This is a genomic window from Candidatus Peregrinibacteria bacterium, from assembly GCA_030700255.1.
Taxonomy (GTDB): domain Bacteria; phylum Patescibacteriota; class Gracilibacteria; order UBA1369; family JABINC01; genus JABINC01.
The window spans coordinates 16380-38513 of sequence record JAUYJN010000027.1 but is presented as its reverse complement, the minus strand read 5'-3'; the positions used below and the strand labels follow the sequence as shown (position 1 = coordinate 38513).

General features: G+C 39.7%; 23 protein-coding genes and 5 tRNA genes. 19 read left to right on the top strand and 9 right to left on the bottom strand.

Annotated elements, in window-relative coordinates; all coding sequences use genetic code 11:
- The coding region (locus Q8P68_03370) for an HNH endonuclease signature motif containing protein (protein ID MDP4008205.1) at positions 1-935 on the top strand (935 nt) is incomplete at its 5' end.
- A gap of 78 nt (positions 936-1013) precedes the next feature.
- Here Q8P68_03370 and dtd read toward each other — a convergent pair.
- From dtd to rlmN, 3 genes are all read right to left on the bottom strand, one after another.
- Positions 1014-1532, bottom strand: coding sequence for a D-aminoacyl-tRNA deacylase (dtd, locus tag Q8P68_03365; GenBank protein ID MDP4008204.1), 519 nt, complete (start codon positions 1530-1532; stop codon positions 1014-1016).
- 21 nt (positions 1533-1553) lie between these two features.
- Positions 1554-1931 carry a DUF3467 domain-containing protein gene (locus Q8P68_03360; GenBank protein MDP4008203.1) on the bottom strand — a complete coding sequence of 126 codons (378 nt, stop codon included), beginning with the start codon at positions 1929-1931 and terminating at the stop codon, positions 1554-1556.
- Between the two features lie 84 nt (positions 1932-2015).
- Positions 2016-3050: a 23S rRNA (adenine(2503)-C(2))-methyltransferase RlmN gene (gene rlmN, locus Q8P68_03355; GenBank protein MDP4008202.1), complete on the bottom strand. Its 1035-nt coding sequence runs from the start codon at positions 3048-3050 to the stop codon at positions 2016-2018.
- Positions 3051-3231: 181 nt separating this feature from the next.
- Between rlmN and Q8P68_03350 the strand changes: the two genes are divergently transcribed.
- From Q8P68_03350 to Q8P68_03335, 4 genes are all read left to right on the top strand, one after another.
- Positions 3232-3903 (top strand): response regulator transcription factor, encoded by a 672-nt coding sequence (locus Q8P68_03350; protein ID MDP4008201.1) that lies wholly within the window; start codon positions 3232-3234, stop codon positions 3901-3903.
- 77 nt (positions 3904-3980) lie between these two features.
- Complete coding sequence (locus tag Q8P68_03345) at positions 3981-4766, top strand: helix-turn-helix domain-containing protein (protein MDP4008200.1); 786 nt, start codon at positions 3981-3983, stop codon at positions 4764-4766.
- A 66-nt stretch (positions 4767-4832) separates the two neighbouring features.
- Positions 4833-5255, top strand: coding sequence for a hypothetical protein (locus Q8P68_03340; GenBank protein ID MDP4008199.1), 423 nt, complete (start codon positions 4833-4835; stop codon positions 5253-5255).
- A 278-nt stretch (positions 5256-5533) separates the two neighbouring features.
- Positions 5534-6628, top strand: a complete 1095-nt coding sequence (locus Q8P68_03335) for a sigma factor-like helix-turn-helix DNA-binding protein (protein ID MDP4008198.1) — start codon at positions 5534-5536, stop codon at positions 6626-6628.
- 64 nt (positions 6629-6692) lie between these two features.
- Here the strand turns inward: Q8P68_03335 and Q8P68_03330 are convergent.
- Positions 6693-6769: transfer RNA gene (locus Q8P68_03330), tRNA-Val, on the bottom strand.
- A gap of 93 nt (positions 6770-6862) precedes the next feature.
- Between Q8P68_03330 and Q8P68_03325 the strand changes: the two genes are divergently transcribed.
- A complete protein-coding gene (locus tag Q8P68_03325; GenBank protein MDP4008197.1) occupies positions 6863-8128 on the top strand; it encodes an aminoacetone oxidase family FAD-binding enzyme in 1266 nt (421 codons plus the stop codon).
- Between the two features lie 147 nt (positions 8129-8275).
- Positions 8276-8545, top strand: coding sequence for a hypothetical protein (locus tag Q8P68_03320; protein ID MDP4008196.1), 270 nt, complete (start codon positions 8276-8278; stop codon positions 8543-8545).
- 155 nt (positions 8546-8700) lie between these two features.
- Here Q8P68_03320 and Q8P68_03315 read toward each other — a convergent pair.
- Positions 8701-8789 (bottom strand) — tRNA-Leu (locus Q8P68_03315).
- 124 nt (positions 8790-8913) lie between these two features.
- Here Q8P68_03315 and Q8P68_03310 point away from each other — a divergent pair.
- The 5 genes from Q8P68_03310 to Q8P68_03290 all read left to right on the top strand — a co-directional run bounded on the left by Q8P68_03310 (position 8914) and on the right by Q8P68_03290 (position 12952).
- Positions 8914-9459 (top strand): 5-formyltetrahydrofolate cyclo-ligase, encoded by a 546-nt coding sequence (locus Q8P68_03310; GenBank protein MDP4008195.1) that lies wholly within the window; start codon positions 8914-8916, stop codon positions 9457-9459.
- 45 nt (positions 9460-9504) lie between these two features.
- Positions 9505-10746 carry a serine hydroxymethyltransferase gene (glyA, locus tag Q8P68_03305; protein ID MDP4008194.1) on the top strand — a complete coding sequence of 414 codons (1242 nt, stop codon included), beginning with the start codon at positions 9505-9507 and terminating at the stop codon, positions 10744-10746.
- Positions 10747-10805: 59 nt separating this feature from the next.
- Entirely contained in the window at positions 10806-11372 is a 567-nt protein-coding gene (locus tag Q8P68_03300; protein MDP4008193.1) for a hypothetical protein, read from the top strand.
- 76 nt (positions 11373-11448) lie between these two features.
- A tRNA-Lys gene (locus Q8P68_03295) sits at positions 11449-11524 on the top strand.
- Positions 11525-11539: 15 nt separating this feature from the next.
- The gene (locus Q8P68_03290; protein ID MDP4008192.1) at positions 11540-12952 is read left to right on the top strand and encodes an MATE family efflux transporter; all 1413 of its coding nucleotides are present in this window, start codon (positions 11540-11542) and stop codon (positions 12950-12952) included.
- A gap of 8 nt (positions 12953-12960) precedes the next feature.
- On the opposite strand, the gene Q8P68_03285 is transcribed toward Q8P68_03290, so the two are convergent.
- The 4 genes from Q8P68_03285 to Q8P68_03270 all read right to left on the bottom strand — a co-directional run bounded on the left by Q8P68_03285 (position 12961) and on the right by Q8P68_03270 (position 14946).
- The gene (locus Q8P68_03285; GenBank protein ID MDP4008191.1) at positions 12961-13569 is read right to left on the bottom strand and encodes a DUF6498-containing protein; all 609 of its coding nucleotides are present in this window, start codon (positions 13567-13569) and stop codon (positions 12961-12963) included.
- Between the two features lie 265 nt (positions 13570-13834).
- Positions 13835-14293 (bottom strand): class F sortase, encoded by a 459-nt coding sequence (locus Q8P68_03280; protein ID MDP4008190.1) that lies wholly within the window; start codon positions 14291-14293, stop codon positions 13835-13837.
- A gap of 348 nt (positions 14294-14641) precedes the next feature.
- Positions 14642-14728, bottom strand: a tRNA-Leu gene (locus Q8P68_03275).
- A 143-nt stretch (positions 14729-14871) separates the two neighbouring features.
- A tRNA-Cys gene (locus Q8P68_03270) sits at positions 14872-14946 on the bottom strand.
- Positions 14947-15048: 102 nt separating this feature from the next.
- On the opposite strand from Q8P68_03270, the gene Q8P68_03265 reads away from it, so the two are divergent.
- Genes Q8P68_03265 through purD form a run of 7 tightly spaced genes read left to right on the top strand, consistent with a single transcriptional unit; the run spans position 15049 to position 22115 of the window.
- Positions 15049-15891: an inositol monophosphatase gene (locus tag Q8P68_03265; GenBank protein MDP4008189.1), complete on the top strand. Its 843-nt coding sequence runs from the start codon at positions 15049-15051 to the stop codon at positions 15889-15891.
- A gap of 45 nt (positions 15892-15936) precedes the next feature.
- Positions 15937-17229 carry a DNA repair protein RadA gene (gene radA / locus Q8P68_03260; GenBank protein ID MDP4008188.1) on the top strand — a complete coding sequence of 431 codons (1293 nt, stop codon included), beginning with the start codon at positions 15937-15939 and terminating at the stop codon, positions 17227-17229.
- Between the two features lie 26 nt (positions 17230-17255).
- Entirely contained in the window at positions 17256-17699 is a 444-nt protein-coding gene (dut, locus tag Q8P68_03255; GenBank protein ID MDP4008187.1) for a dUTP diphosphatase, read from the top strand.
- Between the two features lie 40 nt (positions 17700-17739).
- Positions 17740-18333, top strand: a complete 594-nt coding sequence (locus Q8P68_03250; protein MDP4008186.1) for a hypothetical protein — start codon at positions 17740-17742, stop codon at positions 18331-18333.
- Between the two features lie 33 nt (positions 18334-18366).
- Positions 18367-19224, top strand: a complete 858-nt coding sequence (gene folD / locus Q8P68_03245) for a bifunctional methylenetetrahydrofolate dehydrogenase/methenyltetrahydrofolate cyclohydrolase FolD (GenBank protein ID MDP4008185.1) — start codon at positions 18367-18369, stop codon at positions 19222-19224.
- A gap of 36 nt (positions 19225-19260) precedes the next feature.
- A complete protein-coding gene (gene purF / locus Q8P68_03240) occupies positions 19261-20754 on the top strand; it encodes an amidophosphoribosyltransferase (protein ID MDP4008184.1) in 1494 nt (497 codons plus the stop codon).
- Between the two features lie 2 nt (positions 20755-20756).
- Positions 20757-22115 carry a phosphoribosylamine--glycine ligase gene (gene purD, locus Q8P68_03235; protein MDP4008183.1) on the top strand — a complete coding sequence of 453 codons (1359 nt, stop codon included), beginning with the start codon at positions 20757-20759 and terminating at the stop codon, positions 22113-22115.
- Positions 22116-22134: the final 19 nt, after the last annotated feature.

Here is a 22134-nt window from a genome sequence, read left to right as displayed (position 1 = left end):
TACTTCCGAAAATTCAAGAGCAAGAAGTGTGGCGCGCGAAGGGATTTACAAATATTTATGAATACGCACGCGTGTTTGCCGGTATGAGCACGTATGCGGTGGATGATGCGCTTTGGATAATGAAAAAACTTGATAACAGACCGATTTTGCAAAAAATTGCAAAACAAAAAGGGATAAATTCAGTTCGTCCGGTGTTGACAATCGTGACCGAAGAAAGTGAGAGTTTTTGGGCAAATAAAGCGAAAACCATGAGTAAAAACACTTTGGAAACATACGTAAAAGAATACAAAAGTGAACTGCAAAACATTCCTTTAGAATCGGCTGTGGAATCGTTGGATGTAAATGGCGAAGAATCTTGTACTAGTACGGGTCAGAGTCCTGAAAACCGCATAAGCAAGTCGATTTACATGAAATTAAATATAAAAACGATTGAAAGATTGAAAAAAATAAAAGGAGAAAAGGAATGGGATGAACTTTTGAATAATATGTTGAATGTGATTGAGAATCAAGCCTCTGAGCAGCCAAAACCCGCGCCGGTGAACACCGGCAAAAGATATATTCCTGCTAAGATTAAAAAATATGTGGTCGCAAAAACAAGTGGGCTTTGTGCGTATCCGGGATGTAGTAAACCATATGAGATTTTGCATCATACCGAGCGCTTCGCGCTCGACCCAACTCATAACCCAGACACTTTAGTGCCACTTTGCAAATCGCACGAACGGCTTGCACACGCTGGTTTGATTGAGAATGAGGAAGGCGTACCAGTTGAGCATGAGTCTGGTTGGGCTTTGGTAAAAGACGCTTCGACAAATACGACGACAAAAGTGAAAATCAACTGGGCCATAAAAGAAGAAGCCGACACAATGCATCCTAAATATAGGATAGATAAAAAAATAAACCAATATTATCAGGCGTGGAGAGAGATAAGAGTTTGAAATAATGGATTGTCGTGGCAAAAAAAATGAAAGGCTAAAAACGAAAGGTTAAGTTGAGAAATTGAGGTACAAAAAAGTTTACCTATCGCGACTATCAAGCGTAATTGTAATTGGGCCGTCATTTACGAGAGAAACCTGCATATGAGCTTGGAACTGCCCCTCTGCGACATTAAGTGGCTCACCATTTGCAGTATTTGTTGAGCGTAGTTTTTGTACGAATTTTTCATACATTTCTTTTGCAACTTCCGGAGCGGCGGCATTATCAAATCCGGGGCGACGCCCGTTTTTTGTGCTGGCACAAAGTGTAAACTGAGAAACTACGAGAATGCCGATTTGCGAGTTGGTTTTACCAATATGGGGATATAAATCGACGACATCTAAAATTGATTTGTCGAAATATTTTTCTTTATTGGATTCTGTATCAAAATGCTGAAATAAACGAAGATTTGTAACTTTATCTATTAGATAATTCAAATCTTCATCCGTATCTTCCTTCATCACACCCAAGAACACCAGAAGGCCGCGACCAATTTGGCCAACTGTACTTCCATCAACATCGACTCGCGCCTCCGATACGTTTTGGATTAGGGCTTTCATTGCTAGGGAATGGTTATTACCTTATGAAGTAGTTCCCTCAGATGGAATAGGTACTGATGGAGCCTGTGGCTGCTGTGGAGCTTGTGGCTGTTGACCGGCACCAGGCTGAGCCTTTGCTACTTTTTCGTAATAGTCACCTATAGAACCTTGAAGTAACTGAACCAAGCTCTCTGCTGTCCTAATACTCATATTTGCACGGCTTACCACTTTTACAGTCATTGGTTGTTCATTTGGGACTATGTAACCTAGGTCAAGAATAAGCTCATTCGCTGTTACAGAAGCCGAAGCTGCATTTGCATACACCCCACCTTTCATCTCTTCGGTAATACTGATTTTGATCGGTGGCTGCCCTTGCCCACCTACTTGTTGAGCTCTACCTGGAGTTTGTCCTGCATCCATATTTTTTTGAATTAGAAATTATTTTTTTGATAAATTGTACGCATAAAAAACTATATTGTTTTTGAGTTTAAGTCAATTCAAGCCTTATTTTTCTTCTTCAATCTTATTTGCAAGCTGACCGCATGCGCCAAAAATATCTTGGCCGCGGCTGATTCGAAGCGAGGATGGTATATTATGTGATTCGAGGATTTCTAAAAATGATTTTGTTTGAAGCTGAGAGCTTTTTGAAAATGGTAAATCAGTTTCATTGTATTGGATAAGATTTACGTGACAGAGAGTGCCTTTGAGAAGTTTTGCCAGTTGATGAGCATGCTCATCTTGATCATTTACCCCTTTGAGCAGTACGTATTCGTAAGAAATTCTGCGATGAGTTTTTTCCGTGTAATCATAAAGTGCCTGCATAAGTTGATCGAGTGTATGGGGAAGTGCTATCGGCATGATAGCAGCCCGCCCCTCTTGCGTCGGGGCGTGCAAAGACACAGCCAAATTCACCTGCCAGTCTTCATTTGTGAACCTTTTAATCCCATCCACAACTCCGGAAGTCGAAACCGTTATGTTGCGCGCCGCGATATTTAAGCAACGCTCATCATTTAAAATCCGTACTGATTTTATAACTTGGTCATAATTTAAAAATGGCTCACCCATACCCATATACACTACATTAGTCACGCGCTCCCCCTCTTTTTTCAAAATATGATCAAAATATAGAACCTGATCAGCTATCTCTTCAGCTATAAGGTTTTTTGAAAAACCGAGTTTACCCGTGGCGCAGAATGCACACTTAAGGGCACAACCTACCTGCGAAGAGACACAAACTGTATTACGTTTACCAGCTTTGTCGCTATAACGCATAAGCACTGCTTCCATCTTGTGCCCACTTTGCAATTGAAACAAAAACTTCTGAGTTCCATCGATTTTTGAAACCATTCGGTGCCCCGGCTTTATCGAATATATTGGTGCCTCTCGCTCAAGTCGCTCCTTCACATCTTTTGGTAAAGTAGTTATATCATCATAATTATCTCTACCCTCTTTATACACACCTTGAAAAACCTGCCCTGCCCGGAATTTTTTAAATCCATTCGTTTCAAGTATCGAAACTACCTCTTCATATGTTTTCATATCTTAAAATTATTATATAACTCAGGCTTTTTTGCATTTGTTGTCACAACTGTGACAACAAAATAATCATAGGTTTATGACTTTTACAAGCCAAAAATAAATTTCATGAAATTTTATGTTTGATAAAATTCTACACTATATGCATTAATAATAAACTAAGTAATTAACTTACCCCCTCCTTATGAAATTATTATTTATAGCAAATGAATATGCCGAAGCTGACATATTTAAAAAATCTCTAAAGCGACATGATATTGAAGCTACCTTTATAACATATAATCAGTTCTTATCTGAATACGCACTTATAGAATTCGAATTTACATCCGCAGTTTTGATAGTTGATTCCTCACTTGAGATCAAACAATTTTTACTTCTTCTACATCAGAAAAAATTACACATCCCAAAAATCTTACTATGGAAGGCCACACGAACAGTACCAAAGTCCCTGCAAGACCGATGTGAACATCATTTAACCGAGTCCAAAGATGTATTTGAAACAGTGAGGAAAATTAAAGAAATTGTATATTCGTACACCGTAAATGACCTATATAATGAGGCTAACTCTGAAGTCTTGCAATTCGGCGATATCATACTCGACAGGCGGTATAGACAGATGCAGATAGGGGGAACCACCATCTCACTCCGAAACAAAGAATTCGCATTACTTGAATTTTTTATGCTACATCCTCAGAGACTACTATGTCGTAATACGATCCTCGAAAGCGTTTGGGATATAAACAAAACATTCATGACAAACACAATAGATGTTCATATAGGGAAATTGCGCCGTATACTTGGCAAAAAGAATGATTTAATCAAAACAGTTCATAGTATTGGGTATATATTTGGCTAATCATTTCGTTATGTTGACTCAAACACAAGCATACATGTAATATGACGTATAGTTTTAACATTTAGTCATACTTACTCATGAATACCGCTACGCATAGACTTTCCAAGGTTGTTAAACAACTTCAACAATTTGGCATGTCAGAGAAAGAAGCAATCATATACACAACACTTTCCGAGCTTGGTCCGGCAAACATTCAAGACCTAGCTAATCATTCAAAAATCAATCGCTCAACCACGCATGTCATATGTGAAAAATTACGACAAGATGGGTTTATTGGTGAATCCCGCAAAGGTAAAAAAAGACTTATATTTGTAGAAGATATAAATAAATTCAGACATCAAGTTGAAGAAGAAAAATTCAATCTGAACATGAAAGAGATGACACTAAATGGCCTAATACCTGCTTTACAAGCCCTACATCCAACTCAAAAAGACCGGCCACTTGTACGTTTTTATGAAGGAGAAGAGGGCTTTTATGAAGTATGTCAGAGATCTCTCGACAAAGCCAAAAAAGAAATATTGTTCCTTGGGTCAATGGATGATTTCCTTGAAGCGGCTACGGAAGAATATGATAGCAATCACTATATACCAACCCGCTTAAAAAAATGTATAAACATCAGAACTTTACTATTCAAAGACGATGAGACAAAGTCCTGGCCAAGCAATAATACAGCTATCCTTCGAGAAACCAGATTTTTGCCACCAGAGCATAAATTTCTCAGTACTATGTTCATATACGGAGATGAGTTCTCACTTATAACATCAAAAGCGCCATTCCTTGGAGTCGTAATCGAAAGCCGAGAGCTCTCTAACTTTATGAAAAATGTATTCAGCATCATGTGGGATAAGGCTGTGAAAATCTAACAACTCATTTGCAGTTGCACAAAATACGCCAATATTATAGGATTATAGGCCGAATAAGTGATCAACATGGATATTGTCGCAAAACTCGCAGGAACAGACCTTGAGCCATCAAAGCTTGGCGTGGTTAAATTACCTGATTGCAAATCCGATATTGTTATCAACAATGATCATCAACTATTTTACTTCATTCTACTTGGACTGACCGGGCTTTTCCGAAAAAGCATAGAGGCGAGCCTCATTTTTGGAAAAGATGTATGTCAAATGGTAAAAGATCAAACTGAGACAAATGGTTTTTTCACTAGTGATGAACTACCGGGTTATGGGATAACAAGAGCTGATCTTGACAATATTTTACAACAAGTCGAAATCACACCCCACCCCCCTGAAGATCTAATATTTTTTTTAGGATATAAAAAAGCTATAGCCGAAAAAGTAAGAGCTAGCATAATTGCGGTTCTTAAGGAGAAAAAATCCATGCTCGCACAATAAAGTTACAAGCTTGATTTGACGCAAATTATAACATAAGTACGCTACTTGTGAATTCTGTTAATGCCTATTATCAACACTTTAGAGTAGGCATATTACAAAATGTCGATAAGGCAACTTAAGCGCTCCCAATAAACAAATGCACGTATTGACATGTCCCGATAACGAGTCGTAGAATCCGGCCTTCTTGATAATTTTTATTAACAATGCTTCTTATTGAAGAAGCGTAATGATACTATTCGCTTCTATTCAAATATTATAAATTCTAACTCTCTCAACCTATGATCGCTAAAGAAAAAACTACTATTCGAGTGTTTGCCCCCATCGGCAAACGTACAGCTACAACTACTATCAATATAGTTAGCCTCTTCGGTCAATTATTGAAGAACGTTTCTGAACGGGAAGCTAAAGTTTTGGAGATGCGTTTTGGCCTTGGTAAATATGAGAAACACACACTGGAAGCTATAGGACAAAAGTTCAACATTACACGAGAAAGAGTAAGACAGATAGAAAACGCTGCAGTCGGTAAACTTTCAAGCATCGATAAATCTGCAGGCCTCACTCAAGTACTAGACATGGCGTTAAACACGCTTGCTTTGCTTGGTGGAGTACTAGTCAAGAATTCTCTACTCCGTAACTTACGAGACGGCATAAACTCCAGCTCAGAGTCAGATATGAATTATTTAGAGTTGGCTATCATGATGAGTGGCGACATAACTACAGTTCACAATACAATACAATTCCACCCTTATTATTACATGAGTGAACTTCAAGCTAATAACGTGACAAACACCGCCAGGTCAGTAATCAATAAACTCAAAAAGAAAAAAGACGTAACTGACATAACAGAGCTGCAAGACTTCATTGCATATGAGATCGGAATTAAATTTGAGGTTTCTACATTGTCTAATATTTGCAAAACCAGCAAGGAGCTAAAACTTACCGAAGATGGCAAAGTCGGTTTATTCAAATGGGCGCACATCAACCCACGTACAATTCACGACAAAATCACATTTGTATTGAGAAAACATGGTAAACCAATGCATTTTGATGAACTAACTATGGCTACTAGAAATATGTCATTCGATGAAAAAACAATCAACGTACAAGCAGTTCACAATGAACTCATCCGCGATAATACTTTCGTATTAATCGGTCGAGGTATATATGCTTTGGCTGAATGGGGATACAAACCAGGGACTGTCAGCGATGTTATCACAGATATTTTGACAAAGTCCGGCCCACTCGACCGCGACACAATCACCAAAAAAGTCCTCGAAGTACGCCAAGTAAAGAAAATCACAATTCAACTAAATTTGAAAAATAAGACTTTGTTCGATCGTGTCGGTAGAAATACCTACGACCTAAAAAAATAACAATCCGGCCACCTACCACCGGCATTCAAAAAAAGGCCTACATAATAATGTGGGCTTTTTTTTCTGGTGCGCGCTGAGGGAGTCGAACCCCCGACCTACTGGGTGTAAACCAGTCGCTCTAACCAACTGAGCTAAGCGCGCATGTGTGTTGAATTACCTTCTTCAATTGAAAGCTCCGCCAGTTTATTGAAATTTGCCCTTGAGGTCAAACGATTTTTACTATGAAATAGAGGCATGACACACAAAATAGGAATTATAGGTGGAGGAGCGGCCGGCATGATGGCGGCGATGAGTGCGAAATCAGAGAATTCTGATGTTTCTGTTACTATTTTTGATAAAAATCCTTCGCTCGGTGCAAAGGTAATAATTTCAGGTGGTGGAAGGTGCAACGTAACAACCGGCTATACAGATGTAGAAGAAGTTTTGAAAAAATATCCGCGAGGAAATAAATTTTTGAAAAATGCGATGTATGCCTTTGGCCCAGCTGATACATACAAATGGTTTGAAGATCATGGTGTGAAATTGAAAGTTGAAAAAGATATGAGGGTATTCCCTGTAAGTAATGACGGACATGATATCGTTGGTGCGTTTGAACAATTTTTTGATACACAAAACGTAGATGTAAAATGTGGGACTGACATAAAAAGTGTTAAAAAAGTTGGCGAAAAGTTTATTTTAACTAATTCTCCAGGTAAAGAATTTGAATTTGATCGATTGATAGTAACGACAGGCGGACAAGCGTATCGGCATACCGGCTCAAGTGGAGATGGATATTGTTTCGCAGAAGCTCTAGGGCATAGCACAACGTCTCTCGGGCCAAGTTTGAATTCATTTGTATTGGCAGAAACATTCGCAAAAGATCTTGCAGGGGTAAGTCTGGAAAATGTGACTATGAGAGCGATTTTAAAAGATGGTAAAAAAGTTAGTTATTCCGGGCCATTTGTGTGGACTCATAAAGGAATCTCAGGACCTGCCACCTTTGCCATGAGTGCCTTTTCCACTTTTGAAATATGTAGCAAAGAATCTCCACTTATTCTATATGTGGACTTTGTCCCTTCACTCACTCTGCGCGAACTTGAAACGCATGCATTTGATTTTATCAAAAACTATCCAAAGAAACCTTTCTTCGGAATTTTCCATGAATTTATGCCAAAATCCGTACTTCAGAAATTAATACAAAATTCAGCAAACCCATGCAATGAAACAAAACATACGGTTGTTAGAAGCACTTGTGAAAAACTAAAAAATCACCCTCTAACCGTAATCGGCCGCGGGCAAGGAAGTGAATTCGTAACAGCCGGAGGCGTCGACACAGCTGAAATCGATCCAAAAACTATGGAGTCGCGCATATGCGAAGGCCTATTCTTCGCAGGTGAAGTTATGAATATAGATGGGTTCACAGGTGGCTATAACCTGCAAGCTTCTTGGGCGACAGGACGAATGGCTGGAATCAATGCTGCTGATGAAGATGCTGACATGGGTAGCGTAAAAAATAATTAATTTATTTCTAAAAAAACGCACCACGCCCGGGCACAGCTTTTGTACGTTATTTTGTACAAAATCTTGTACTAGGACGAGTCAGAAATATTTTTTTATTGATAAAAATTTATACGAAGTAATAATTAGTGCGATTTAAATAACCTAGATATGATAGAAAGACAATTTAGACCGATTGAAGAATTTAAAGGCTTCGGCGATGACACGACACTTGATCAGGTCGTTGATGCAATTTTGGAATTTGGCCCTGAGGTAATTGGTGATAAAGATGTTTTCACTAAAGATGCACATGGCATAGAAGGAAGTACCCGGACACAGCTTTGCCCACTCGGTTTATCATGGAGTGCGAAAGATGTACAAGATCCGGTACTAAGTAGAAAGCATGAAGCGAGAAATATTCTCTCTGATAGATCCGCATAGATTGCTTGCATGATTTTTGGTTGGCATTTATAGTTGCGATGATAAAAATAAATATAAACTATATAAGTACTACCTCACCGTCCTCGCAATCAACTTAGCTATCCTTCCATTTATTTTACTTTTACCGAAGAAGCAGGAAGCTCTTAAACTCTAAATGGTGCCCGAGAGAAGACTTGAACTTCCACCCCGATAAATCAGGACAACGACCTCAACGTTGCGCGTCTACCAATTTCGCCACCCGGGCATACCTTATTTTGCAACGCAAGCCTTTAGCGCATCGCATAGTATTTTTACCTAACATGCACTCGCTTTGCAAGTTTCAATTAACTCCACTTGCATTTGGTGGGTTTTCATCTATTTTTTGAAGCGTGGATACATCAATACAATTACAAAAAGAAAAGATACGCGAGGAGATGAAGGCTCGGAGAGCTGAACTTTGCAGTACTCCGGAGCGGAAGAGGAAGTTTGATGCTGAAATAATATCTAAACTTCTTGAGATGCCGCCGGTGCAGGATGCAGAAGTTATTTTGGTCTACGAATCATACAAAGATGAAGTCGATACGCATGAGCTTATTGGGATTTTTCATGATCTCGGCAAGACGGTTGTTGTGCCACGTATTGAATCAATGGATCAGGCAAAGATGAATCTTCAAGTTAAGAGCTTTGATAAAAATAGTATCAGATCATATGTTGAGCCGAGCGCAATTGAATGTGTGATTACTCCGGGGCTGGCATTTGATGCTAAACTGAATAGAATTGGCTTCGGAAAAGGCTTTTTTGACAGATTATTCCATGAGGTGACGTGTCCGAAAATTGGTCTGGCATACGACTTTCAAATAGTGCAAAATGTGCCCGTTGATAAACATGATGAAAAACTTAGTTACATCATCACTCCTACCACAATATACGAGTAAAAAATCTCGGGAAACGCCATAATATAAATCCCTAACCCTTTTGACATGTCTCAACTTCAGAGTCAGGACCCAAAATTGTATGCAGCTATCAAAGCGGAAGAATCTCGACAAGAGCATGAGATCGAATTGATTGCATCTGAAAATTACATCTCTACCGCCGTTATGGAAGCGATGGGAAGTATGTTGAACAACAAATATTCAGAAGGATATCCGGGCAAAAGATACTACGGAGGTAACCAATGTATAGATAACATCGAGAATTTAGCGATAGAAAGGGCAAAGGAGCTATTTGGAGCTGAGCATGTAAATGTTCAACCACTTTCGGGTTCACCTGCAAACATGGCTGTTTTCTTCGCATTTTTAAATCCCGGTGACAAAGTTCTTGGACTTAGTCTAGATCATGGTGGGCATTTATCTCATGGTCACCCGGTGAATTTCTCAGGAATTCTTTATGATTTCTGTAGATATGAAGTTGAAGCTGACGGAAGAATTAACATGGACAAAGTTGAAGAGATTGCACTACGAGAAAAACCAAAGATGATTATTGCAGGATTTTCCGCCTATTCTCGAGATATGGATTGGAAAAGATTCAAGGAAATCGCTGACAAAATCGGAGCGATTTTGTTTGCAGATATAGCTCATATCGCAGGGTTGATAGCCGGAAAACAAATTGAGAACCCTATACCATACTGTGATGTGGTAACTACAACTACTCATAAAACTCTTCGTGGGCCTAGGGGTGCGATAATTATGTGCAAGGAAGAACATGCGAAAAAAGTCGACAAAGCGATCTTCCCGGGACTACAAGGCGGCCCACACGATCACATAACTGCAGCTCGAGCTGTAGCGTTCGCGGAAGCTCTAAAACCGGAATTCCAAGATTATGCGGCGCAAGTGATCAAAAATGCACAAGCTCTCGCCGAAGAACTTATGGGATACGGATTCAAAATTGTATCAGATGGAACTGACAATCACTTGATGCTTATAGATATGAATTCGAAAAATACAACAGGTAAGATAGCTGAGAAAGCACTAGAAGATTCAGGACTCTCAGTTAACAAAAACATGGTCCCATTTGATCCACGTTCACCATTCGATCCATCCGGAATACGTATTGGTACACCGGCTGTTACAACTCGTGGCATGAAAGAAGAAGAGATGAAAACTATAGCTCGCTTCATAAACGAAGCTTGTGAGAGCCCGGAAGATTCAAGTGTACACGACAGAATCAGAGGTGAAGTCAAAGAAATGTGTGCGAACTTCCCTGTCCCGGGGCTTCGCATATAATTTGCACTTTCATTAAATTGGTATAAAATTAGCCTCTAGAAATCATTTAAGAATAAATTATGAAAAAGTTATTAATTGCTACTTTTGTATTATCAACCTTACTTCTCACAGGATGTTTCTCCAGTGGAAGCCCTATTTTGGATGGGAAAATAGACGGTAATAAGTTTGTAAGTTCGGATTTCTCACTTATGATCCCTCAAGACTGGGAGATCGTACAAAAATTTGATAACACATACCCTGACAACACAGTCGTTGCAATTCGTAATCATGTGAAAAACACCGATTTTGTTGCAAATATAAATGTGACTTATTCAACAATAGAGTCTGAAATAGATGTCAAAAAATTTGCAGCTCAGATGCTAAGCACACACAAAACAACACTTACCGATTTCAAAGAAATCAGTCATGGGGATTTCCCTATAACAGTAAAAGGTAATTCTGCCACTTCTGTCTTAAATGTATTTGAAGGGAAACAGGGTCCATCCTCCCCTACTCTCAGATTTCTCCAAACTTACGGCTACCAAGGCTCAAATGTTTATGTAGTCACAGGAACATACAGTATAAACGAAGAAATGTTCGCTCGTGAAAAAGTAGAAAATGCCCTCAAATCTTTCGAGATAAAATAACAGAAAAAGACTTGCCGTTGAGTTAATTTATACATAGAATACCGAAGCGATTTTGACGATTGAAAAAATCATTCATGGGTCAGTAGCTCAGTCGGTAGAGCAGAAGCCTCTTAAGCTTTTGGTCCCGGGTTCGAATCCCGGCTGACCCACCATTTTTCACTTACATTATGAAGACAAACAAACTAACCGAAGGGCCAATCCTTACGTCTCTTCTGAGTCTTTCTATACCGATAGTCGTAGCGAATATTTTGCAGACAATGTACCAACTGGTAGATACTTTTTGGGTTGGTAGACTTGGTGCGGATGCTATCGCCGCAGTGTCGATAACTTTTCCGATTATCTTTCTACTGATCGCACTTGGAGGTGGACTAACTATCGCAGGGAGCGTGCTTGTAGCGCAATACAAAGGTGCTAAAAATTATGCAAAAGTAGATCATATATCAGCACAAACATTGCTGATAATGATATTAATATCATTTGTCCTGACTATTTTTGGGTATTTTAGCTCTTCTTTTTTGGTATCTCTAATGGGAGCGGAAACATCTGTCGCCGCTGACGCTTCGGCATATCTACAAATCTCATTCCTCGGGATGATTTTCTTATTTGGATATTTTGTATTTCAATCACTTATGCGTGGAGTTGGAGATGTAAAAACTCCAATGATAATAGTGCTCGGCACTGTTCTACTTAACTTGATTCTGGATCCTATCTTTATAATGGGGTACGGCCCTATCCCTGGTTTTGGAGTCGCGGGTGCTGCAATCGTGACCGTCCTTACTCAGGGGCTCGCAGCCATAATCGGACTTACTATGCTTTTTAGTGGTAAATACGATGTTCGGCTGCATCTCAAAGATTTCAAACCTGATTTTGTGCAAATTAAGAAGATTTTTGCGATCGGTGTGCCGGCGTCTGCGGAGCAGACGACGGTTGCACTAGGCCTTGCTGTAATGATTATTCTTGTTTCAAGCTTTGGGACAGATGCTGTCGCCGCATATGGAATCGGAACTAGAATCCTAAGTTTCATCATAATCCCTGCTGTTGGGCTCTCTATCGCGACTTCGACCCTCGTTGGGCAAAATATCGGAGCTAAAAAAATAGAACGAGCTGAACGACTTTCTCATGTTAGTGCGGGGGTTTCATTGGTTGTACTAACAATACTTGGAATTATTTTATATTTTCTTGCAGAACCTATCTCTGCATTTTTTGTACCGGGAGAAACAAAAGTTATACAAACTAGCGCACATTTTATCCGAATAATGGCCATGACTTTTGGATTCTTCGGTGTCCAACAAACATACGCGGGGTCATTCAGAGGAGCTGGGAACACCTTAGCTGCTATGGTTATCGCATTCGTCGCACTTTGGGTTCTCAGGTTCCCTGCCGCATATATACTTTCACGACCTGATTTCTTGGGAGAAGATGGCCTTTGGTGGTCATTCCCTATTTCAAATGTAATATCAGGTATCATGGCCTACTTGTGGTTTATCCAAGGAAATTGGAAAAACCACCCAATGGTTACAGAATCTCTAAGCGCAAAAGTAAGCGAAGAAACTTTGATAGAAGAAGCCGGAGTGAAATAATTTTAATATTAAAAAACATCATGTTCTTTTAGATGAGAATTAAGGTCTGCGATCGTTTTTATTACAATAAGAAGTACAAGTCCCAATATCGGTTCCTTAAATAACACAATCAACCCTCCACCGAAAAGCAGTGTTAGGTGCATTATAATGATTCTCCTATAGGGAGCTTGCATTTGTTTTTCTATATTTGTGAGTTGATACTCACGATTTCCAATAAAATTAGCGAAAAAAGATATACCGTGGCTCACGATAAGTGCTATAGCTGAAAATTTAATTATGTTAAGTAGTGCGATAATAATCTCTGATGACGGGAAGAATGAAGAATCAATTAAATGAGGAGCGAAAATAGCGAAAATAAACATCAAATGTCCTGTCATAAACCCACCGTAATGGATTATGAAAAACGGCACTAGAAATATACTAAAAATACCACTTATTTTTATAAGCTTGAATATGCTGTAAAATCCAACTACTCCACTTTCAAACCAGTAAAGAAAAAGAATTTGAAAAAGATCCCAGTCAAAAAACAGCACACCAATAAGAGGCGCTACATTTGCGACAATAAGAGACGGAACAGAGAAACGTGTGAATTTACCGGATATCATCAAACTTCTCAAAATTATTTATTAAATAACCATACGCTCCAAGTTTTGAAAAATTTTGGCGTGTCTTTACAGTTTGGCTAAAACCTATTTTATCCGAAATTCCTGAACAAAACCAGCCAATGGAAGCCGCCCCGCCGCCGCTCGCTAACGCTCGCCAGCCAGCAAATAAGTTTTCTCTGCATTTCTGATTTTGCGCCCGCCCGTTTTTTTCTTCTAAAAGGGGCTGAATTTTATTTTTTGACGGCTGACACTGGGATGGATATAAATACTTTGTTTCTTATTCTTTATCGGTGAATACCACCAATCGTTTCGAATAACTTTTAGAAACTTTATCCCAAAATCCTATACAAGTGATGAGATTAAGGTGAGCCTTGTCATCGTCTAATATAAATACATCTGGTGCATACTCATCTTTATCGTATGTTCGTATTTCACGTACAACGAAAGTGGTAATCATCCCATTTTCGTCTTCCACGGATACCTTATCACCTTTGCGTAATTCATGTAAATGACTAAATACTGCCGGTATATTATTTATCCAATCATAGTGCCCTGCAATAACGGAAGTGCCATTCTCCCCGGGGCGTGATCCGAAACTATACCAGGTTACCTCGTCATCAGTTAAACCGTTTGATACGGTTGGACTAGAACCGGCATCACCAACAATGACTTGCGGGGGATTAGTGCTAACAATACCCGACCCGGCCAAAACCGCGAAGCTACTTGCCGCATCCAAACCTGGGTCTGTTGCCGCAAATGTAGTAGTCGGTCCAGTTATACCAAGTATAAGCGCAAGACTTAATATAACTGCTGAAATCTTGTTAATTTTTTTTCATAGATTCTTTATAGTTAGTTAAATAATTATTTTTTAAGACTTTTACTATATTCTACCCTCCTCCCCGATAATTTTGCAATATCGATTCCCCTCTTTATATACACAAACCAGCCTCCAAAAAATAAAATTCAGCCCGCGCGGATTCCTCCCCACACCCAAGCGAAATCAAAAAGAGGCCAGCCCCGCCATCTGCTCTGTTAGGAGCAGAAGCCAACGAAAAAGTTGGTCAATTTTCTGAAAGTCAGATTTTGGTGCCCGGGGCGGGAATTGAACCCGCACTTCGCAAGCGAAACGGGATTTTAAGTCCCGCGCGTCTACCATTTCCGCCACCCGGGCAGGATAAGGTGTAAAACCTTATATATTTCCAGAGTCTCACATTGTGAGAGCTCACACACAGAGTCTCCTCTTCGCACTCTTGCCTGCCCCACTCCTCGTCCTTCGGTCGCGGCGCATTCAAGGTGCTCATTCGTTCGCCTCTATGGAGGTGAGGACGGGATTCGAACCCGTGTGGTACAGTTTTGCAAACTGCTGCGTAACCACTCCGCCACCTCACCAAAGATTGGCCAGTGAATTCTACTGTAAAAATTTTATTTTTCAAATTGATTTTACTAAGTCAACGAAAATCAATACACTTCTACCTGTTGTAACTTTTCCATATGCAAGAAACTCTCAAATCAATATGTATTCCACTGGCACTAAAAGCCGGTGATCTATTGCTCAAAGAATGGAACTCAGTATCAATAGATCATTTCAAAGAATCTGAAGATATTTGTACAAATTTGGATCTTAAAGTTGAATCATTACTACTAGATACTTTGATGAAATATTTCCCTGATCATAATTTTGACAGTGAAGAGTGTGGCAAAGGGCCGGATAAGAAGTCTGATTACACTTGGATACTTGATCCGATTGATGGTTCTAAAAATTATATAAGGCATTTGCCATTTTTTAATATATCGATGGCTCTGCAATACAAAGGAGAAACTATTTTTGGACTGGTTTGTGCTCCAAAAACCGAAGAATTATTTTTTGCTTTAAAAGGTGAAGGGGCTTTTTTGCTAGACCAAGAACATGGCGAAGATTTTGTCATGGAAAGCACCGTAAAACTTCATGGATCCTGTGTGAAAGAGCTGGCCAAAGCCCAGATACACACCGAACTCCCTATTTTATCTGAAAATGCCGACAAGAATGATCAAAAAATGTATACAGAAAGCATGAAAGTACTTACAGAGATTATGAAAAAGACATATCGTGTACGCTCGTTTGGATCTGGAGCTATCGCACTTTGCTACGCCGCAAGAGGCTCTTATGACGGATTTATCGACTTAAGTGGTACTTCAAAAATATATGATTTCGCAGCCGGACTTCTAATCTGTGAAGAAGCCGGACTAAAGGTTAGTGATATAAATGGTGAAAAATTCACAAATCCAAAGAAGCAACAACTAGTTGTTGCGCCGTCTCACCTTTCAAAAGAAATTATTCATAATCTGTTGACTTAAGGCCTGAGGTGAAATTATACTCACCACGTTATTAGTCATACAAAAATGAAATTAAAAACCATATATGTTTGTGAAAGTTGCCAACACGAGAGCTCAAAATGGGTTGGCAAATGCCCGGAGTGTAATGGCTGGAATACTTTTACGGAAGATGTGATCAATACCGGGAAGAAGGAACTCACACTCGATAGCGTGACAAGGTCAAATGTTAAGACTGTCCAAATATCAAGCAAGGAACGTCTTAAGGGTCGTATACCTACAGGGTTTTCAGAAGTAGATACTGTACTCGGCGGTGGATTCGTCGTTGGAAGTATCGTATTACTTGGTGGAGAGCCCGGGATTGGTAAATCTACTCTTACACTACAAATTGTAGATAATATAAATGAAAGTGTGCTTTATGTAAGCGGCGAAGAATCCCCACATCAAATAAATGCACGCGCAAAGAGACTCGGACTTGACCTCAATGAGACATCTTTCTTGGAAACTTCAAATTTAGAAGATGTAATCGCTACTTTGAATAAAGAAAAACCGGGGTTTGTGGTAATTGATTCTATTCAAGTAATAAGTTCAGAGCTTTCATCCGGTTACGCCGGAAGCATAACCCAGGTTCGATACTGTACTGAGACACTAATGCATTTTGCAAAAGCCAATGACATTACAATTTTGATTATCGGCCACGTAAACAAAGATGGGAACCTGGCGGGCCCAAAAACATTAGAGCATTTGGTAGACTGCGTTTGCATGATAGAAGGCGATAGATACAAGGATCTTCGGATGCTCCGAGCTGTAAAAAACAGATTTGGATCTACAAATGAGGTCGGACTTTTCACAATGGAAGGTCTCGGTATGAAGCAAGTGCTCAATCCTTCGGAACATATTTTACAAGATAGACAGCCGAATAGTATCGGCTCTTGTCTCTCCGTCGTCGTTGAGGGCTCAAGACCTATGATAGTTGAAGTTCAGGCTCTAACTAGCATAACTGCATTTGGATATCCGAAAAGAGCCGTTAGCGGATATGATGCAAACAGATTACAAATGATAACTGCCGTAATTCAAAAATATGCAGACATTAATTTACTCAATCAAGATATATACATAAATGTAGTCGGGGGAATTCGAATAAATGATCCTGCGGTTGACCTGGCTGTTGCCATGGCAATCATCTCATCTTTTAGAAAAAAGCCACTTCAAGATAATGCGGTTGCACTCGGTGAAATAGGGCTTTCTTCTGAAATTCGCAATGTAACCCAATTAGATAAAAGGGAATCTGAATGCAAGAAACTAGGACTTGCGGTTATTGGACCCTACAAGACTTTGCGTGAAACTTTAGCATTGTTTTAATTGAGAAATTTGTTAAATTTCAAGGTATGAAAGTTAAGATTAAAAGAATAGACAAAACTCTTCCGCTACCTATTTATGAAACTCATGGGTCGGTTGGATTTGATTTGATAGCCAGGGAAGATGTGCGCGTGCACAGTGGTGCGATCGAGCTTATCCCTGCAAATGTGATTATAGAAGTACCGGAGGGGTACATGCTCATGCTTGCTTCTCGGAGCTCTACTCCAAAAAAGAAGGGGGTTATGCAACCTCATGGGGTTGGAATAATCGATCTGGATTATTGTGGGCCAAAAGATGAGATCAAAATTCAGATGTATAATTTTACCGAAGAAGTGCAATTTATAAGTCGTGGCGAAAAAATAGCACAAGGAGTTTTTGTTAGAGTTGATCGCCCTCTTTTTGAAGAAGTTGAGGAAATAAAATCAGAAAGCCGAGGTGGATTTGGTAGCACTGGAGGGCACGTCGAACAGTAGCTCAAAGTATGTATAAAAAATGTATTCATAAATACGATTAATGGCTAAGTTTATAGCGATTTACGGGGTAAATAATATAGGTAAATCTTGGCATGCAAAAAATATCGTTGAACGATTAAAAGCTCTCGGTGCAAAAGCTGTATATATAAAATACCCAATATACGATATCGAGCCGAGCGGCACTTTTTTGAACAAAACACTAAGGTCAGGTGAGCCACAAAAAATAACCGAAGAAGAATTACAAACTTGGTATGCGTTAAATCGCTTCCAATTTGAACCTAGCTTAAAACAAATGCTTGCTGAAAATGATTACGTAGTTGCTGAAGATTATACCGGAACCGGTATATGTTGGGGGTACACAAAGGGTGCAAGCCTTGATTGGTTAGAAAGCCTAAATTCACAATTCATAAAACCTGATTTCAGTATCCTCATGTACGGCGAAAGAAAAACTAGTGCAGCTGAAGTTGGGCATTTACATGAATCACATGATGAGCTACTCAATAAAGCTGAAGAAACATTGAACATGCTCAGTGAAAAATATGACTGGAAGCGAGTTCTTAAGGATGATAATTACGAAGTAACCAAGCAAAGATTTTGGGATATTCTTGTTGCGAACGATTCAAGTTTGAGTTAACATTCGGGCGCTTTGATAACCCCTCTCTCATAAATGGAACTTTTAGACGGCAAAATTGTTTCACAAAAAGTCCTTGAGCAAGTAAAAGAGACCGTAGACAAGCTCAAAAAGGATGGGGTAAAACCGAAACTTGCCGTCATACTCGTAGGGAATAACCCTGCTTCTTTGTCCTATATCAAACAAAAAAGGAAAGCTTGTGAATTTACAGGGATTGAATGGGAGCAAATTGATTACGAAGAATCTATTACTCAAGATGAATTGATAAAAAAAATCCATCAGTTAAATGAGCAAAAAAATATACATGGCCTCCTAGTACAACTACCCCTACCCGACCATATATATGCACCGGAAGTAATAAAAGCTATAAACCCACACAAAGATGTGGATGGTTTTCATGCTTATAATCTTGGCAAAATGTTCTTATCTGTAGAATTTGAAGAGCTTGCGCCTTGTACACCCATGGGAGTTATAAAATTGCTAGATGAATACAACATCGATGTTGCCGGTATGGATGCAACGGTCGTCGGCGCAAGTAACATAGTCGGCAAACCAATGAGCATAATGCTACTAAATAGAGAAGCAACTGTCACAACCTGCCATATAAAGACAAAAGATTTAAAAACACACACTTTGAATGCAGATCTTCTCGTAGTCGCTGTAGGTAAAGCTGGATTGATAACAGCGGACATGGTAAAAGAAGGAGCTGTCGTTGTAGATGTTGGTTGCAATAAGGTCGACGGAAAACTATGTGGTGACGTTGATTTTGATGCGATTTCAAAAAAAGCCGGCTATATTACACCAGTTCCCGGAGGCTGTGGGCCTATGACGGTTGCATGCCTTATGGAAAATACAGTCATTGCATGTGAGAGATTACAGCGTGAACAATTATAATTTATCAAAACATCAAATTTATAACCCTCTATAAATATGTGTGGAATACTAGGAATAATAAGTAACGATCATGTGGTCTCTGAATTATATGACGGGATGGTTACGCTACAACACAGAGGGCAGGATGCCGCAGGCATGTCTACATTTGATGGGAAACGTTTTCATGTAAAAAAAGGAAATGGACTTGCTCGTGATGTTTTCAGAGAACGTAATGTCGCAAGGCTTATCGGTACCATAGGGCTCGGTCACGTGCGCTACCCTACGGCAGGATTCTTTACAGAAGAAGAGGCTCAACCATTTTATGTCAATTCTCCATTCGGGATTTCACTAGTACACAACGGTAATTTAACGAATGCAAAGGAGCTCGAAATAGAAGTCCAAGAAGAGAATATGAGATCAATCATGACAAATTCAGATTCTGAATTGCTCCTAAACGTCATCGCTGATGAAATTTTGAAACTCAGAAAAAATAAACTTGAAGCTGATGATGTTTTCAAAGCTATGTGTTCAGTTTTCAAAAGAGTAAAAGGTGGCTATGCCGCGATCGCTTATATCGCCGGACAAGGAATGATAGGTTTTCGTGACCCTGAAGGAATACGCCCTTTGGTGCTCGGTAAGAGAGAAACCTCACTTGAAACAGAATACATGCTTGCATCTGAATCGGTAGCCTTAGATACACTCGGGTATTCATTGGTTCGCGATGTACAACCTGGAGAAGTTGTATTTATAGATTCAAAACGTCGTGCTCACAGTAAAAAATGTGTAGAAAAAACAAACTTTAGATCATGCATATTTGAATATGTATATTTGGCACGTCCTGATTCAATCATCGATGGGATCTCAGTTTACAAAAGTAGACTTAGGATGGGTGAATATTTGGCTGAACAAGTCAAAGCTTCCGGTATTGAAGTTGATGTTGTAATTCCAGTGCCAGATAGCTCATGCTCTGCCGCACTTACTCTAGCCCATAACATAGGAGTCAAATACAGAGAAGGAATTGTGAAAAATAGGTATATAGGTAGAACATTTATTATGCCCGGACAAAACATGCGACAAAGATCAATTCGTCATAAATTAAATACTTTACCACTTGAGATAAAAGGTAAAAAAGTACTGCTTGTAGATGATAGTATTGTTAGAGGTAACACAATTAAACTTCTTATAGAAATGGTACGCAAATCCGGTGCTGAGAAAATATACGTCGCGTCGGCTGCGCCGCCGCTCGTTTCCCCATGCGTCTACGGAGTAGACATGCCATCCAAAAAAGAATTCATAGCAGATGGACGTAGCAATGAAGAAATCTGCAAGGAGATAGGCGCAGATGGACTTTTTTATCAAACAATAGAAGACCTCAAAGCCTCGTGTATAGAAGGGAATCCGGAAATCAAAGACTTCTGTGCAGCATGTATGGATCGTAAATATCCAACTGCCGATGTGACTGAAGAAGTACTAGCTCATATGGAGCTAACTCGATGCAGAGAAAAAGAAGAAAGCCATGTTGAAGACATGGGTCAGTTAAAACTTACATAAAAATGATAAAGAAGATTCTGTTAATTGGAAATGGTGCACGCGAACATGTTATCGCGGAGACTTTTAAACGCAGTGCTCACCAAGTCGAATTATATGCTATGGGCAAATCTCTCAATCCCGGTATTGCAGAGCTTTCTGAAGACTACAAAGTTGCCGATTACATGGATCATGATGAGGTCATAGATTATGCCTTACATGTTAATCCTGATTTCGTTTTTATTGGACCGGATGACCCGATAGGTTCAGGGCTCGCAGACAGCTTACTCGAAGAAGGATTCCGAAGCGTCGCCCCACTTTTGATCGTCGCACAGATCGAATCTTCAAAATCATTCACTCGTGACCTACTTCGCAAACATGATATCCCTGGCAATCCACTTTTTAAAGTATTTACTTCTCCTGACGGCATTCGAGAATTCATGCAAGAACTCGATGGTAACTTTGTCGTAAAATACGACGGACTCAAAGGTGGCAAAGGTGTAAAGGTTTCCGGAGACCACTTGGAAGGAATAGAGGAAGGATATCTATATGCAATGGAATGCCTTAATGAATCAATGGATGGCTCCGCCTCCTCATCTCGCAAGGCAAGCGATGCGCCTTGCGTAGTCGTAGAGGAGAAACTTATCGGCCAAGAATTTTCATTGATAAGTTTTGCCGATGGTATGACACTCGCTCACATGCCAGCAGTACAAGACCACAAGCGTGCATATGACGGAGACCTCGGCCCAAACACAGGTGGTATGGGTACATACTCCGATGCCGATCACAGCCTACCTTTCTTAAAAACTTCTGATATAGAAGAAGCTCATATTATGAGTGAAGCTGTACTTGATGCCCTGCGCGATGAAACAGGCACGGAATTCAAAGGTATTATGTATGGTGGTTTTATCGCAACAAGAAACGGAGTTAAACTAATAGAATACAATGCTCGCTTTGGAGATCCCGAGGCTATGAATTTGCTCCCTATTCTCAAGACAGATTTCATCGATGTATGCGAAGCGATCATAGAAGGTAATCTCGATGACCTAAATGTCGAATTCGAAAAAAAAGCCACAGTCTGCAAATACGTCGTCCCTGAAGGATACCCGGATAACCCAAAAAAAGGTGAAAAGATTGAGGTCGGTGAAATTCCAAATGGTGTAAAAATGTACTTTGGATCAGTTGATAAAAAATCTGATGGGCTCTACCTAAGCGGCTCACGAGCTATCGCATTTGTCGGTATAGCCGATACAATAACAGAAGCCGAGAAGATAGCGGCTAGCGCACTCAGGGCAGTCAAAGGCCCTGTTTTCTATAGAGATGATATAGGTACAAATAAGGTTATAGAGAAGAAAACTGAATATATGAAAAATTTACGCAACTAGGATAGTTTAAAGTTATTTC